Genomic DNA, 15,717 nt, shown 5'->3' with positions numbered 1-15,717 from the left:
ATCGAACACTCCTGAATTCTGGTCCGCAGGCGCCGTGAGAGGCGCCCGCACTTTTGTACATATATAGAGGGAAAAATCAGTCGAGCTTGTTCAGCACTTCGCCGACCGCGTCGAACAGACGATCGAGGTCTTGCGGCTTGCTGTTGAAGGTTGGGCCAAACTGCAGGGTGTCGCCGCCGAAGCGCACGTAGAACCCGGCTTTCCACAGGGCCATGCCCGCTTCGAACGGACGCACGATGGCGTCGCCGTCACGCCCGGCAATCTGGATCGCGCCGGCCAGGCCGTAGTTGCGGATGTCGATGACGTTTTTCGAGCCTTTCAGGCCGTGCAACGCATTCTCGAAATGCGGCGCGACTTCGGCAACGCTCTGCACCAGGTTTTCCTTTTGCAGCAGGTCGAGTGCTGCAAGGCCGGCGGCACAGGCCACCGGGTGCGCCGAATAGGTGTAGCCATGGGGGAATTCCACGGCATATTCCGGCGTCGGCTGGTTCATGAAGGTCTGATAGATCTCGGAGCTGGCAATCACCGCGCCCATCGGAATCGCGCCGTTGGTGACTTGCTTGGCGATGCACATCAGGTCCGGGGTCACGCCGAAGCTCTCGGCGCCGAACATCGAACCGGTGCGGCCGAAACCGGTGATCACTTCATCGAACACCAGCAGGATGTTGTGCTGATCGCAGATCTCGCGCAGACGCTTGAGGTAACCCTGCGGCGGAACCAGTACCCCGGCAGAGCCGGCCATCGGCTCAACGAACACCGCAGCGATGTTGGAAGCGTCGTGCAGTTCGATCAACTTGAGCAGCTCATCGGCCAAAGCAATACCGCCCTGCTCCGGCATGCCACGGGAAAACGCGTTGCTCGCCAGCAGTGTGTGCGGCAGGTGGTCGACATCCATCATCGCCTGACCGAACAGCTTGCGGTTGCCGTTGACGCCGCCGAGGCTGGTGCCGGCGATGTTCACACCGTGGTAGCCACGGGCGCGGCCGATCATTTTGGTCTTGGTCGCCTGACCTTTCAGACGCCAGTAGGCACGGACCATTTTCACCGCAGTATCGGCGCACTCGGAACCGGAGTCGGTGAAGAACACGTGGTTCAGGTTGCCCGGGGTCAGTTCGGTGATTTTCTCTGCCAACTGGAACGACAACGGATGGCCGTACTGGAAACCCGGCGAGTAATCGAGAGTGCCCAGCTGTTTCGAAACGGCTTCCTGAATTTCCTTGCGGGTGTGCCCGGCGCCGCAGGTCCACAGACCGGACAGCGAGTCGTAGATCTTGCGGCCCTTGTCATCGAACAGCCAGCTGCCTTCAGCGCCGACGATCAGACGCGGGTCGCGTTGAAAGTTGCGGTTGGCGGTGTACGGCATCCAGTGCGCGTCCAGCTTCAGTTGGCTGGCCAGTGGCGACGGCGCGTTTTCAGGCATGTTCATCGGGCAAAACCTCGCAGGGCATAAGCGTCAGAGAGATGGAAAGCGTTGTTGCAGCTAAATTGCCACGGCGATAAAGTCGGTGAAATCCAACTCTTCTAACCTTCAGTTAGATCATTGCTAAACAAAGAGAACAAAAAATGAGCAGCCGCCGCGCCGATCCGCTGGCCCAGGTCAGTGATTTTGATATTCGCCTGCTGCGGATTTTTCGCAGTGTCGTGGAGTGTGGCGGCTTCTCCGCAGCGGAAACCGTGCTCGGCATCGGCCGCTCGGCGATTAGCCAGCAGATGAGCGATCTGGAACAGCGCCTCGGCTTGCGCTTATGCCAGCGCGGCCGGGCCGGGTTTTCCCTGACCGAGGAAGGTCGTGAGGTGTATCAGTCGGCACTACAGCTGTTAAGTGCACTGGAGAGTTTTCGCACTGAGGTCAACGGCCTGCACCAACATCTGCGCGGCGAGCTGATCATCGGCCTCACCGACAACCTCGTCACCCTGCCGCACATGCGCATCACCCACGCCCTCGCGCAGTTGAAGGAACGCGGGCCGGATGTGCAGATCCAGATCTGCATGATTGCGCCAAACGAAGTTGAACAAGGTGTGCTCGACGGGCGCCTGCACGTTGGCGTGGTGCCGCAGGCCAGCGCCTTGTCGGGACTGGAATATCAGCCGTTATACAGCGAGCGTTCGCTGCTGTATTGCGCGGTGGGTCATCCGCTGTTTTACGTCGACGACAAGCAACTCGATGATCAACGCCTCGACAGTCAGGACGCGATTGCGCCAACCTTTCGTTTGCCGGCGGAGATTCAGGCGCATTATCAAGCGCTCAACTGCACCGCCAGTGCCTCTGACCGTGAGGGCATGGCGTTTCTGATTCTGACCGGGCGCTATATCGGTTATCTGCCGGATCACTACGCCAGCCTTTGGGTGCAGCAGGGGCGTTTGCGTGCGCTCAAGGCCGGCACGCGTTTTTACGATTTGAGTCTGGCATCGGTCACGCGCAAGGGGCGGCGCCCTCATTTGGTGCTGGAAAGCTTCCTGGAGAGTCTGGCCGCGACGCGATAGATAAGCGCGCAGAGCCCAGCCCGGCTGGGTCTCATCGACAGAATCCAGGAATAACCTGAGCAAGTGGACAGGTTTTTGCACAGAAGGGATAACTCTCCTTCAAGAAGCCAAATCCATGCAGCCAGATTCCGATTCGTCCAGTGAACTGATCTACGGCCTCAACGACCGCCCCAAACCACTCGCCGCCATTCTCGCCGCACTGCAACACGTGCTCGCCAGTTTCGTCGGCATCATCACCCCGCCACTGGTGATCGGTTCCGCGCTCGGGCTGACCGCGCATCTACCTTACCTGATCAGCATGGCGCTGATGGTCTCGGGCGTCGGCACTTTTATCCAGGCGCGGCGACCGTTCGGCATTGGCGCGGGGATGATCTGTCTGCAAGGCACCAGTTTCGCGTTTCTCGGCGCGGTGCTGTCGGCCGGGTTTCTGGTCAAGCAGCGCGGCGGCAGCCCGGAAGATATTCTGGCGATGATTTTCGGCGTGTGCTTTTTCGGCGCAATCGTGCAGATCGTACTCAGCCGTTTCATCGGTCAGTTGCGCCGAGTGGTGACACCGCTGGTGACCGGCATCGTCATCACGCTGATCGGCATCAGCCTGATCAAGGTCGGCATCACCGATCTGGGTGGCGGCTTCAACGCGCCGGACTTCGGCGCGCCGGGCAATCTGGCCTTGGGCGTGTTCGTGCTGCTGACAATCATTCTGCTCAACCGCTCGAACACGCCGTGGGTTCGACTGTCGGCGATCATCATCGGACTGGTGCTCGGCAGTCTCGCCGCTTGGTTCAGCGGGAAACTGGTCCCGCAGCCGTTGCCTGACTTGCCACTGGTGAGTTTTCCTACGCCATTCAAGTTCGGATTCAACTTCGACTGGACCGCTTTCCTGCCGGTCGCGCTGATTTACCTGATCAGCACCATCGAAACCGTCGGCGACCTCACCGCCAATTGCATGCTTGCTCGCCAACCGATCAGCGGCCCTTCTTATATCAGCCGCTTGCGCGGTGGCGTGCTCGGTGACGGCGTGAGCTGCATGATCGCGGCGACCTTCAGCGCCTTCCCCAACACAACGTTCGCGCAGAACAACGGCGTGATCCAATTGACCGGCGTTGCCAGCCGCTACGTCGGTCTGTACATCGGCGCAATCCTGTTCTGCCTCGGCCTGTTCCCGATGATCGGTGCGGTGCTGCAACAGATTCCGAAACCGGTGCTGGGCGGCGCAACGCTGGTGATGTTCGGCGCTGTGGCGGCGGCGGGCGTGCGCATTCTCGCGCAGTCGCCGCTGGACCGGCGCAGCATGTTGATCATCGCCACTTCGTTCGGCGTCGGCCTCGGCATCGCCGCGCAACCGAACCTGCTGCACCTGCTGCCGAAACTGGTGCAGAACCTGTTCGACTCGGCGATCACCAGCGGCGGGTTGACGGCAATCGTCCTGTGTCTGTTGTTGCCGGAAGGCGAAACTGCTGAGACAAAAAGCCCCGCTTCATTGAACAAGATCGAACAGGCGTAACTGTTTTTCCGCGCCAGGACTTGTCGTATGCCTGTGGGTGCGCTATCAACGCAACTGGTTGCACCCACAGACAATCCCGGAAGTGCCTATGACCTTTGAAGTCCCAGCCCACGGCGGCAAACCCGCCAGCCGCATTCGTCAGAAGAACGAAGAGACCATTCTCAAAGCCGCCGAAGACGAGTTCGCCCGTCACGGGTTCAAAGGCACCAGCATGAACACCATCGCGCAGAATGCCGGGCTGCCCAAGGCCAACCTGCATTACTACTTCACCAACAAGCTCGGTTTGTATGTGGCGGTGCTGAGCAACATCATCGAGTTGTGGGACAGCACCTTCAACACCCTCACTGCCGAGGATGACCCGGCCGAAGCGCTGACCCGCTACATCCGCGCGAAGATGGAATTCTCCCGGCGCCAGCCACAGGCTTCGCGAATCTTCGCCATGGAAGTGATCAGCGGCGGCGAATGCTTGAGCGAATATTTCAATCAGGATTACCGCACCTGGTTCACCGGGCGCGCGGCGGTGTTTCAGGCGTGGATCGATGCGGGCAAAATGGACCCGGTCGATCCGGTGCACCTGATTTTCCTGCTGTGGGGCAGCACTCAGCATTATGCCGACTTCGCCACGCAGATCTGCCGCGTCACCGGGCGCAGCAAGTTGACCAAGCAGGACATGGAAGACGCCGGCAACAACCTGATCCGCATCATTCTCAAAGGCTGCGGCCTCACTCCTTCTCTATAAGACGTTTATGCCTTTCACCCTCAGCGGTTTTTGCGAGTACCGCGAAGAGATTCGCAAAAGCCGTTTCATCACTCTGGCGACGCCGATCAGCAGCCCCGCCGATGCGCAGGCGTTTTTCGAGCAGCACAGCGATTTGAATGCCACGCACAATTGCTGGGCGTGGAAACTCGGCGCGCAATACCGCAGCACTGACGACGGCGAGCCGGGCGGCACTGCCGGCCGCCCTATTCTGGCGGCGATCGAGGCGCAGGACTGCGATCAGGTCGCGGTGCTGGTGATTCGCTGGTACGGCGGCATTCAACTGGGCACTGGCGGCTTGGCCCGGGCCTATGGCGGTGGCGCCAACAAGTGCCTGCAAGCGGCGGACAAAATCGAGCTGATCAGCCGCGTGCCGCTGAGTTGCGCCTGCGGATTTGCCGAGTTGGCGCTGGTGAAATTGCGCGTGGCGGATCTCGGTGGATTGGTGGTGGAGGAGAACTTCACGGCCAATGGTGTTGAGTTGAAGTTGGCGGTGGGGGAAGCGCAGATCGAAGTGTTGCAGAGTCAGTTGGCGGATCTGAGCCGGGGGCGGATTTTGTTGCAGCGGTAGGCTGCGATCTTTTAGGGCATCCCTCGTTTTCCTTATTCCACAGACTTGCCCACATCGGCTGTGCACCCGACTGTGGATAACCTGAGCACACACCGCTGTAACCCTTCTGTCATGCGGCTTTGCGCGATTTGTTCAATTTTCGTTCAAATGACCCGACGAAAGGGAAATACAGCGTAAAAACAAACAGTTACCTTCGTTTATCACCATTAGAACAAAGCATCGCAGTGCTTATGCCCAGCCTCGGCGCTTGCGCACAATTACTGTGGAGCAACCTGTGGATAAGCCGTTCATGACCGCCGCAGCCGCTGGATCTGTCTGGCTCCCAGGCAGTTGCTCGTTTTTTAACCAACTGCAAGCGGGCAAAACTGGAGCCTGTTCAATGGCTTTGCGCTGAATTGGTGCTCGATAGAAAGACAAAACGCCCGCCGATGCGCTGCTGTCGGCACTTGCGCACTGGCTCCGCAAGCGTTCCTGACTCAATGGCCAGGAAATTGCTTTATCCACAGGCACAACTCCAAGTCAGTCGAGCCTGTCATGTCCATCGCCCCTTCCCCGCCGCGCCTGCAACTGCGCCAAATCAGCAAACGCTACCCCGGTTGTCTGGCCAACGACGCCATCGACCTGAACATCGCGCCGGGTGAAATCCATGCCCTGCTCGGGGAAAACGGCGCGGGCAAAAGTACGTTGATGAAGATCATTTACGGGGTCACCCAGTGCGACAGCGGTGAAATGCTCTGGGAGGGGCAGCGCGTGCACATGCGCAATCCGGCGCAGGCGCGGCAGTTGGGCATTGGCATGGTGTTCCAGCATTTCTCGCTGTTCGAAACCCTCAGCGTGGCGCAGAACATTGCCTTGGCGATGGGCGCAGCGGCCGGCACGCCGAAGCAACTGGAACCGAAGATTCGCGAAGTATCGCGGCGTTACGGCATGGCGCTGGAGCCGGAGCGACTTGTCCACAGCCTGTCGATCGGCGAGCGGCAGCGGGTGGAAATCATTCGTTGCCTGATGCAGGACATCCGCCTGCTGATTCTCGATGAGCCGACCTCGGTGCTGACCCCGCAAGAGGCTGACGAATTGTTCATCACCCTGCGACGCCTTGCCGATGAGGGCTGCAGCATTCTGTTTATCAGCCACAAGCTCGGTGAAGTGCGGGCCTTGTGCCACAGCGCCACGGTGCTGCGCGGCGGTCGGGTAGCCGGGCATTGCCTGCCGGCGCAATGTACGGATCAGCAACTGGCACAACTGATGGTCGGCGAAGCGGCGGCATTGATTGGCGAGTATCCGAAAGTCAGCGGTGGCGCGGCGTTTCTGCAAGTGCAGGGTTTGAGCTGGCACAACCCGGATCCGTTCGGTTGCTCGCTGACAGACATCGACCTGCAAGTGCGCAGCGGGGAAATCGTCGGCATCGCCGGGGTCGCGGGCAATGGTCAGGATGAATTGCTCGCCCTGCTCAGCGGCGAGCAGCCCTTGCCTCGTGCGCAAGCGGCGACCCTGCGCTTCGCAGATAGAAACGTCGCTGACCTGCGCCCGGATGCGCGGCGCAAACTCGGTCTGGCCTTCGTGCCGGCCGAACGCCTTGGCCACGGCGCGGTTCCTGAGTTGAGTCTGGCCGATAACGCCCTGCTCAGTGCTTTTCAGCACGGACTGGTCAGTCACGGGTTGATTCAACGCGGCAAAGTCGAAGCGCTCGCGCAGCAGATCATCCAGCGTTTCGGCGTGAAGACCCCGGACACGCAAACCGCTGCGCGCAGCCTGTCCGGCGGCAACTTGCAGAAATTCATCCTCGGCCGGGAAATTCTTCAGCAACCGAAACTGCTGATCGCCGCGCACCCGACCTGGGGCGTAGACGTCGGTGCCGCCGCCACCATCCATCGCGCCTTGATCGCCCTGCGCGATGCCGGCGCGGCGATTCTGGTGATTTCCGAAGACCTCGATGAATTGTTCCAGATCAGCGATCGCCTCGGCGCGCTGTGCGGCGGGCGTCTGTCGGCGCTGCAAGATACCGGCGCTACACAACTGAGCGATGTCGGCGCGTGGATGGCCGGTCAGTTCGATCACTCACATCACGCCGCCTCGGTTTAACGGAGTTTCAATATGCTGCTTTCTCTCGAACCCCGTGGCCAGCAATCGCGCCTGATGCTGTGGTGCTCGCCGTTATTGGCGGCGGCGCTGACCCTCGGCTGCGGCTCGCTGTTGTTCATCGCACTGGGCCACGACCCACTGCAAACCTTGCACACGCTGCTGATCGCGCCGGTCAGCGATTTGTATGGCGTGTCCGAATTGCTGGTCAAGGCGCTGCCGATTCTGCTCTGCGCACTCGGCCTGGCCGTGGCCTATCAGGCACGGATCTGGAACATCGGCGCCGAAGGCCAACTTCTACTTGGCGCCTTGGCCGGCAGTGCTCTGGCAGTGAACGTTATCGACATGCAAAGTCGCTGGGCGCTGGTGCTGATTCTGCTGACCGGCACGCTGGCGGGCGCCGCATGGGCCGGGCTCACCGCATGGCTGCGCACGCGCTTCAATGCCAACGAAATCCTCACCAGCATCATGCTCAACTACATCGCGCTGAACCTGCTGCTGTTCTGCGTGCACGGGCCGTTGAAGGATCCGGCGGGCTTCAATTTTCCCGAGTCGGCGATGTTCGGCGACGCCAGTCGCTTGCCGCTGCTGCTGGAGGACGGCCGCGTGCATGCCGGCGTGTATTTCGCCCTGCTCGCGCTGGTTGCGGTGTGGGTGTTGTTGCAGAAAAGCTTCATCGGCTTCCAGATCAAAGTGCTCGGGCTGGACAAGCGTGCGGCAGGTTTTGTCGGCTTTCGCGAGAAGCGCCTGATCTGGCTGGCGCTGTTGATCAGCGGTGGTCTGGCCGGGCTCGCCGGGGTCTGCGAAGTGACTGGGCCGATCGGCCAATTGGTGCCGCAGGTGTCGCCGGGCTATGGCTACGCGGCGATCACCGTGGCGTTCCTCGGGCGGTTGAATCCGCTCGGCATTCTGTTCTCCAGTCTGCTGATGGCGCTGCTGTACATCGGCGGTGAGAGCGCGCAGATGTCGCTCAATCTGCCGCAAGCGATCACCCAATTGTTCCAGGGCATGATGCTGTTTTTCCTGCTCGCCTGCGACGTGCTGATTCTCTATCGGCCACGGCTGAAACTGCGCTGGACCCGGCGCGCCTCGACCCCTGCCGTAACCGCCGGAGCGCTGTGATGGATATCGATCTGTTGAGCAATATTTTCTACGCGATGGTCCGCTGCGGCACGCCGCTGTTGCTGGTGGCATTGGGTGAGTTGATCTGCGAGAAAAGCGGCGTCCTCAACCTCGGCCAGGAAGGCATGATGCTGTTCGGTGCGGTGATCGGTTTTATCGTCGCGCTGAACAGCGGCAACCTGTGGCTGGGTGTGCTGTTGGCGATGCTGGCCGGGATGTTGTTGTCGTCACTGTTTGCCCTGGTCGCGCTGGTGTTCAACGCCAATCAGGTGGCCACCGGGCTGGCGCTGACGATCTTCGGTGTCGGGCTTTCGACGTTTGTCGGCGCGGCATGGGTCGGTAAGCCGCTGGCAGGTTTCGAGCCTTTGGCGATTCCGTATCTGAGTGAGATCCCGCTGATCGGGCGGATGCTGTTTGCCCAGGATCTGCTGGTGTATCTATCGTTCGCGCTATTTGCGCTGGTGGCGTGGGTGATCATCAAAAGCCGTGTCGGCCTGATCATTCAAGCGGTCGGTGAAAACCCGGATGCGGCCAGCGCCATGGGCTTGCCGGTGCTGACCGTGCGTACCTTGGCGGTGTTGTTCGGCGGAGCAATGGCCGGGCTGGCCGGGGCCTATCTGTCGCTGGCCTACACGCCGATGTGGGCGGAAAACATGACCGCCGGGCGCGGCTGGATTGCCCTGGCACTGGTGGTGTTTGCCAGTTGGCGGGTGTGGCGGTTGTTGCTTGGGGCGTATCTGTTCGGCCTCGCCAGCATCCTGCACTTGGTGGCACAGGGATTGGGACTGGCGATTCCTTCGAGCCTGCTGGCGATGCTGCCGTATGTGGCGACGATTTTGGTGCTGGTGCTGCTGTCCCGCGATGCCGTGCGCACTCGGTTGTATGCGCCGGTTTCGTTGGGGCAGCCGTGGCAATCGGGGCACTGATCGTTGTCAGAGCGGGCCTCTTCGCGAGCAGGCTCGCTCCAACAGGGGATCTGAGTGAACACGGGCATATGTGGGAGCGAGCCTGCTCGCGAAAGCGTCCGCACAGGCAACACTTGAACCACGCCTCGTGATTGTTTCTGATCAAACACCCTCGAGAAACTCAAGAGGCCTGGAGTATGCTCCGGGGTCAAAGCCTGTTTTCGCCAAGCGCTGCAACTGTGGCGCGGTCAGGCGTGTCCATTGAATCCTGAATGCTGACTTTCAAGGAAACCCATCATGTCTCAGGCAAAAAACGCACTGATCATCGGCGCCTCCCGCGGCTTGGGCCTCGGTCTGGTGAAGACCCTGCTGGGCGATGGCTGGCAAGTGACCGCGACAGTGCGCAATCCGCAGAAGGCCGAGGCGCTGCAAGCGCTGGGTGACGTGCGCATCGAGAAGCTCGACATGGACGATCAGCAAGCGGTGATCGCTCTGAGCCAGAAGCTCAAGGGCGAAACCTTCGATCTGTTGTTCGTCAACGCCGGGGTCAAAGGCCCGGACGTGCAAACGCCGGGCGGTGCGACCCTGGCCGAGGTCGGGCAACTGTTTTTCACCAACGCAGTGGCGCCGATCAATCTCGCCCAGCGTTTCGTCGGGCAGATTCGCGACGGCAGCGGCGTGCTGGCGTTCATGAGTTCGGTACTCGGCAGCGTGACCATGCCCGACGCGCCGGAACTGGCGCTGTACAAGGCGAGCAAGGCGGCGCTGAATTCGATGACCAACAGTTTTGTCACGCAACTGGGCGAACAGAAACTCACCGTACTGTCGTTGCACCCGGGCTGGGTGAAGACCGACATGGGCGGCGAAGGTGCTGACCTGGATGTAGAGACCAGCACTCGCGGGCTGATTGATCAGGTCAATGCGTTCACCGGCAAGGGCGGGCATCACTTCGTCAATTACAAGGGTGAAACGATTGCCTGGTAAGCACTGAAAATCCCGATGTGGGAGCGAGCCTGCTCGCGAATACGATCTGTCAGGTAAATCTGTATCGACTGACATGACGCCTTCGCGAGCAGGCTCGCTCCCACAGGGAGTGATGGTGAATGGTCGGGTGGCGCTTGCCCGGCGCGGCGATTTGTTTGAAACTGCGCGCCTCGTCCTTCGCGGCGACCCTGGATCAGCAGACAGGGCAACACTGAGCTGGCAACCCTGAACCCAACTTTCAGAGGAGCCGGCCACAATGCCTGCGACCCGTACCTGGTTAAAAAATCCCCTCGCCATTTTCACTTCCAACGAGCTTGATGCCCGTGGCGGCCTTGTCGTGCAAGACGGTGTCATCGTCGAAGTCCTCGCTGCCGGTCAGCTCCCGTCGGCGCCGTGCAATGAAGTGTTCGATGCCCGCGAGCACGTGATCCTGCCGGGCCTGATCAACACTCACCACCACTTCTATCAAACCCTGACCCGCGCCTGGGCGCCGGTGGTCAATCAGCCGCTGTTCCCGTGGCTGAAAACCCTGTACCCGGTATGGGCGCGGCTGACCCCGGAAAAACTCGCCCTCGCCACCAAAGTGGCGCTGGCCGAATTGCTGCTCTCAGGTTGCACCACGGCTGCCGACCATCACTATCTGTTCCCGGACGGTCTGGAAAACGCCATTGACGTGCAGGTCGAAACGGTGCGCGAACTGGGCATGCGCGCCATGCTCACACGCGGCTCGATGAGCCTTGGCGAGAAGGACGGCGGTCTGCCTCCACAACAAACGGTGCAGGAAGGTCAGGTGATTCTCGACGACAGCCAGCGGCTGATTCACGAGTATCACGAGCGTGGCGATGGTGCACAGATCCAGATCGCTCTGGCGCCATGCTCGCCATTCTCGGTGACCCCGGAAATCATGTCGGCCAGCGCTGATCTGGCGAACAAACTCGATGTGCGTCTGCACACCCACCTCGCTGAAACCCTCGATGAAGAAGACTTCTGCCTGCAGCGTTTCGGTCTGCGCACAGTCGATTATCTGGACAGCGTCGGCTGGCTCGGCCCGCGTACCTGGCTGGCCCACGGCATCCATTTCAACCCCGACGAAATCGCCCGCCTCGGCCAGGCCGGCACCGGCATCTGCCACTGCCCAAGCTCGAACATGCGCCTGGCGTCCGGCATCTGCCCGAGCATCGAGCTGACCGACGCCGGCGCGCTGTTCGGTCTTGGCGTTGACGGTTCGGCGTCCAACGATGCCTCGAACATGATCCTCGAAGCGCGTCAGGCCCTGTATATCCAGCGCCTGCGCTACGGCGCTGAAAAGATCACCCCGGAACGCGTGCTGGGCTGGGCGACCAAGGGTTCGGCGAGCCTGCTCGGTCGCAGCGACATCGGCGAAATCGCCGTGGGCAAGCAGGCGGATCTGGCGTTGTTCAAGCTCGATGAACTGCGCTTCTCCGGTAGCCATGATCCGATTTCGGCGTTGCTGCTGTGCGGCGCGGATCGGGCGGATCGGGTGATGATTGGCGGCAAGTGGCGTGTGGTTGATGGTCAGGTTGAAGGGTTGGACCTGAAAGGTCTGATCGCCGATCACAGCCAGGCGGCCCGGCAGTTGATTGCCGGCACCTGATCCCCGCATATGATCGTTCCCACGCTCTGCGTGGGAATGCATCTCGGGACGCTCCGCGTCCCAAAAGCGGACGCAGAGCGTCCATGGCGGCATTCCCACGCGGAGCGTGGGAACGATCACAGTCCCAAGAGGGACAGCATGATGAATGTGGCAAACAGCACAAAGTGCGTCATGCCCTCAATGGCGTTGGTCTCGCCGTCATTGAGGTTGATTGCGCTGACGATCAGGGTGATGAAGATCATCACCGTTTGCACCGGGGTCATCGCCATTTGAAACGGCTGGCCGGTGTACAGCGCCATCGCTTCCATCACCGGTACGGTCAGAATCACCGTCGACAGTGACGCGCCCATCGCAATGTTGACCACCGACTGCATGCGATTGGCCAGTGCCGCACGCAGTGCAGTCAGAATCTCCGGCGCGGCGGAAATCGCTGCCACCAGAATCGCCGTGATCACCGGCGGTGCACCCGTGCCTTCCAGGCCCAGATCGAGGGTCTTGGACATCACCTCGGCCAGTGCGCCGATGATCACCACCCCCGACACCAGAATGCCGATCGACAGCGCCAGGCTGACCGGCTTCGGCTCCTGCTCGACCGGCTCCTTCTTGCGACGTTTGTCCGGGTAGCTGTAGCTGAAAAAGTAACTGTGCGGGCCGACTTGCATGCGCAGGAACAGCGCGTAAAGCACCATCATCGCGCCGATGGTGAACGCCGAATAGATCTTCCAGTTGGCCTCGGGAATAAACTCCGGGACCACCATCGACACGCCCATCGCGGTGAGAATCATCACGCTGTAGCTGCGCGCCGAATCGTCGTTGTAGGACTGTTCGCCGTGTTTGATCCCGCCCATCAATGCGGCGAGGCCGAGGATGCCGTTGATGTCGAGCATCACCGCTGAATAAATCGTGTCGCGCACCAGTGTTGCCGAGGCTTCGTTGCTCATCATGATCGCCAGGATCACCACTTCGACCAGCACCGCCGAGAGCGTGAGGATCATCGTGCCGTAGGGGTCGCCGACCTTTTCCGCCAGCAGTTCGGCATGATGAGCAACACGCATCGAAGCGGCGACAATAAAGGCGATCAGCAGCAGACCGCCGACCAGCGCGACGATCTGGCCGCTGTGCAGCAGCCAGTGTTCCAGTGGATAAGCGACGCACGCGGCAAGGACTGCCAGCAGCAGGAAGCTTTCTTGTTTGAGGATTGAGAGCATGACGGGCCTTTTGCCGAAAAGAGCTGATGAAGCTACTGACTGCCGCGCGCCGCTAACGTTTCGTTACATCTTTGCGCACCAAACCATGGCGGCTGATTTCAGGCATGCACATTTATTGGCCATACCCGCCTCTTCGCGAGCAGGCTCGCTCCCACATTGAACTGCGATCCCCCTGTGGGAGCGAGCCTGCTCGCGAAGGCCGCACTGCGGTTGTGGATTATTTATTGTCCTGTTGGTCAGCAATTTGCATTGGCCCTGAGCACACACAACAAAATGGAGTTCGGGTTCATGCCAATACGTCCGCTGCACAAACTGCTGTACGCCGCCATCGGTCTGGGAATCAGCCTGAGCGCCAGCGCTGCCGATCCGCTGAAGGTCGGTTTCGTCTACATCGGCCCGATCGGTGACCACGGCTGGACGTATCAGCACGAACAGGGGCGCAAGGCCCTGGCGGAAAAACTCGGCACGCAGATCACCACCAACTACGTGGAAAACGTCGCCGAGGGCGCCGACGCCGAGCGGGTGATCCGCAACATGGCCAAGGACAAATACGACCTGATCTTCACCACGTCTTTCGGCTACATGAACCCGACAGTGAAAGTCGCCAAGCAATTCCCCAAGGTCACTTTCGAACACGCCACCGGTTACAAGCAGGACAAGAACCTCGGCACCTACCTGGCGCGCACTTACGAGGGCCGTTACGTCGGCGGTTTCCTCGCGGCGAAGATGACCAAGACCAAGAAGATCGGCTACGTCGCCTCGTTCCCGATTCCGGAAGTGATCCGCGACATCAACGCCATCCAGTTGGCCCTGAACAAGTACAACCCTGGCACCGAAATCAAAGTGGTGTGGGTCAACTCCTGGTTCGATCCGGGCAAGGAAGCCGACGCCGCCAACGCGCTGATCGATCAGGGCGTCGACGTGGTGTTCCAGCACACCGACAGCCCGGCGCCGATCCAGGCTGCCGAACGGCGCGGCGTGTATGCCGTGGGCTACGCCTCGGACATGGCCCACTTCGGCCCGAAAGCAGTGCTGACCTCGATCGTCAACGACTGGGCGCCGCACTACATTCAGGCGACGCAGAGCGTGATCGACCACACCTGGAAATCCCAGGATTACTGGGGCGGGTTGAAGGAAGGCACGGTGGAACTGCCGATCAGCGATCTGGTGCCGGCGCCGGTGAAAGCCGAAGCCGAGCAGTTGATCGCCGACATCAAGAGCGGCGCATTGCAGCCGTTTACCGGGCCGATCAAGGATCAGGCCGGTGTAGAAAAAATCCCGGCGGGCGTGAGCGCGACCAATGCGGAACTGGCTTCGATGAATTACTACGTTGAGGGCATGAAGGCCGAGATGCCGAAGTAACTTTCAAAAAATACACCGACCTCTGTGGGAGCTGGCTTGCCAGCGATGAGGCCTTCACATTCAACATCACTGTTGCCAGTTAGATCGCCATCGCTGGCAAGCCAGCTCCCACAGTTTTTTCAGTGTTCTCATGTTTGCGTTTCTTCAGGACCAGTGCATGAACAGTCTTCCCATCATCGACGTCAGCCCGCTCTACACCACTGACGAGAATGCCTGGCCCGCCGTGGCCGGGCAGATCGACCAAGCCTGTCGCGAGTGGGGCTTTTTCTACATCAAGGGCCATCCGATCTCTGCGCAGCGCATCGACGCCCTGCTCGATCACGCCCAGCGCTTCTTCGCCCTGCCAGCCGCAGAAAAACTCAAGATCGACATTACCCAGACCCGCCATCATCGCGGCTACGGTGCGATTGCCACCGAGCAACTGGACCCGGACAAACCCAGTGACCTCAAAGAAACCTTCGACATGGGCCTGCACCTGCCGGACGAACATCCCGAGGTGCTCGCGGAAAAACCCTTGCGCGGCCCCAATCGGCACCCGGCGCAACCCGGCTGGGAAACGCTGATGGAGCAGCATTACCTCGACATGCAGGCACTGGCGCAAACCCTGCTTCGAGCAATGACCATTGCGCTGGGCATCGAGCGCGACTTCTTCGATTCGCGCTTTGTCGACCCGGTCAGCGTGTTGCGCATGATCCATTATCCGCCGCGTCACACCGCCAGCTCCGCCGAGCAACAAGGTGCCGGCGCCCATACCGATTACGGCTGCATCACCCTGCTCTATCAGGACAGCGCCGGCGGTTTGCAGGTGAAGAACGTCAATGGTGAATGGATCGACGCGCCACCGATTGACGGCACGTTCGTGGTCAACCTCGGCGACATGATGGCGCGCTGGAGCAACGACCGTTATCGCTCGACGCCGCACCGGGTGATCAGCCCGCTGGGTGTGGATCGCTATTCGATGCCGTTCTTCGCCGAACCGCACCCGGACACGCGCATCGAATGCCTGCCCGGTTGCCAGGACGCACAGCATCCGGCGAAATATCCGACCACCACCTGTGCGCAATTCCTGCTGTCGCGCTTCGCCGATACCTATGCCTATCGTCGCGAGCAAGAGGCGGTTTGATCG

The 15,717-nt window shown here is 60.7% G+C and carries 14 protein-coding genes (1 of these 14 cut by a window edge); 11 read left to right on the top strand and 3 right to left on the bottom strand.

Annotated features, from left to right (window positions below):
* Window positions 1-2, bottom strand: partial view of a CoA-acylating methylmalonate-semialdehyde dehydrogenase gene (locus BXA01_RS19490; protein ID WP_024011478.1) — a 2-nt sliver only. 1,492 nt of this gene lie to the left of the window's left edge; only 2 of the gene's 1,494 nt are visible here; the start codon is cut by the window's left edge — 2 of its three bases fall inside, at window positions 1-2; its stop codon lies beyond the left edge, outside the window.
* 74 nt (window positions 3-76) lie between these two features.
* Entirely contained in the window at window positions 77-1,426 is a 1,350-nt protein-coding gene (locus BXA01_RS19485) for an aspartate aminotransferase family protein (RefSeq protein ID WP_064362892.1), read from the bottom strand.
* 137 nt (window positions 1,427-1,563) lie between these two features.
* Here BXA01_RS19485 and BXA01_RS19480 point away from each other — a divergent pair, with 137 nt between their 5' ends.
* The 9 genes from BXA01_RS19480 to BXA01_RS19440 all read left to right on the top strand — a co-directional run bounded on the left by BXA01_RS19480 (window position 1,564) and on the right by BXA01_RS19440 (window position 12,021).
* Entirely contained in the window at window positions 1,564-2,484 is a 921-nt protein-coding gene (locus tag BXA01_RS19480) for a LysR family transcriptional regulator (RefSeq protein ID WP_076565611.1), read from the top strand.
* A gap of 115 nt (window positions 2,485-2,599) precedes the next feature.
* Entirely contained in the window at window positions 2,600-3,988 is a 1,389-nt protein-coding gene (locus BXA01_RS19475; protein ID WP_076565609.1) for a uracil-xanthine permease family protein, read from the top strand.
* Window positions 3,989-4,076: 88 nt separating this feature from the next.
* Window positions 4,077-4,727 (top strand): TetR/AcrR family transcriptional regulator, encoded by a 651-nt coding sequence (locus tag BXA01_RS19470; protein WP_016771809.1) that lies wholly within the window; start codon window positions 4,077-4,079, stop codon window positions 4,725-4,727.
* A gap of 7 nt (window positions 4,728-4,734) precedes the next feature.
* A complete protein-coding gene (locus BXA01_RS19465) occupies window positions 4,735-5,316 on the top strand; it encodes an IMPACT family protein (protein WP_076565607.1) in 582 nt (193 codons plus the stop codon).
* A gap of 534 nt (window positions 5,317-5,850) precedes the next feature.
* Entirely contained in the window at window positions 5,851-7,398 is a 1,548-nt protein-coding gene (locus BXA01_RS19460; RefSeq protein WP_076565605.1) for an ABC transporter ATP-binding protein, read from the top strand.
* A 12-nt stretch (window positions 7,399-7,410) separates the two neighbouring features.
* Complete coding sequence (locus tag BXA01_RS19455) at window positions 7,411-8,517, top strand: ABC transporter permease (protein ID WP_024011472.1); 1,107 nt, start codon at window positions 7,411-7,413, stop codon at window positions 8,515-8,517.
* Complete coding sequence (locus BXA01_RS19450) at window positions 8,517-9,443, top strand: ABC transporter permease (RefSeq protein WP_041479652.1); 927 nt, start codon at window positions 8,517-8,519, stop codon at window positions 9,441-9,443. The genes BXA01_RS19455 and BXA01_RS19450 overlap by 1 nt, the downstream gene beginning before the upstream one ends.
* A 276-nt stretch (window positions 9,444-9,719) precedes the next feature.
* Entirely contained in the window at window positions 9,720-10,406 is a 687-nt protein-coding gene (locus BXA01_RS19445; RefSeq protein WP_039764086.1) for an SDR family oxidoreductase, read from the top strand.
* A 256-nt stretch (window positions 10,407-10,662) separates the two neighbouring features.
* On the top strand, window positions 10,663-12,021 hold the full coding sequence (locus BXA01_RS19440; protein ID WP_076565603.1) for an 8-oxoguanine deaminase: 1,359 nt from the start codon (window positions 10,663-10,665) through the stop codon (window positions 12,019-12,021).
* Between the two features lie 116 nt (window positions 12,022-12,137).
* Here BXA01_RS19440 and BXA01_RS19435 read toward each other — a convergent pair whose 3' ends face one another.
* Complete coding sequence (locus tag BXA01_RS19435) at window positions 12,138-13,229, bottom strand: calcium:proton antiporter (protein ID WP_024011469.1); 1,092 nt, start codon at window positions 13,227-13,229, stop codon at window positions 12,138-12,140.
* 288 nt (window positions 13,230-13,517) lie between these two features.
* Here BXA01_RS19435 and BXA01_RS19430 point away from each other — a divergent pair, with 288 nt between their 5' ends.
* Both BXA01_RS19430 and BXA01_RS19425 read left to right on the top strand, forming a co-directional pair.
* Window positions 13,518-14,591, top strand: coding sequence for a BMP family ABC transporter substrate-binding protein (locus BXA01_RS19430; protein WP_016771815.1), 1,074 nt, complete (start codon window positions 13,518-13,520; stop codon window positions 14,589-14,591).
* Between the two features lie 157 nt (window positions 14,592-14,748).
* Complete coding sequence (locus BXA01_RS19425; protein WP_076565602.1) at window positions 14,749-15,714, top strand: 2-oxoglutarate and iron-dependent oxygenase domain-containing protein; 966 nt, start codon at window positions 14,749-14,751, stop codon at window positions 15,712-15,714.
* Window positions 15,715-15,717: the final 3 nt, after the last annotated feature.

The sequence above is a fragment of the Pseudomonas sp. B10 genome, assembly GCF_900156235.1.
GTDB classification, from domain to species: Bacteria; Pseudomonadota; Gammaproteobacteria; order Pseudomonadales; family Pseudomonadaceae; genus Aquipseudomonas; species Aquipseudomonas siliginis.
The sequence above is the reverse complement of the archived record's forward strand: the minus strand, read 5'-3'. Positions and strand labels throughout refer to the sequence as shown.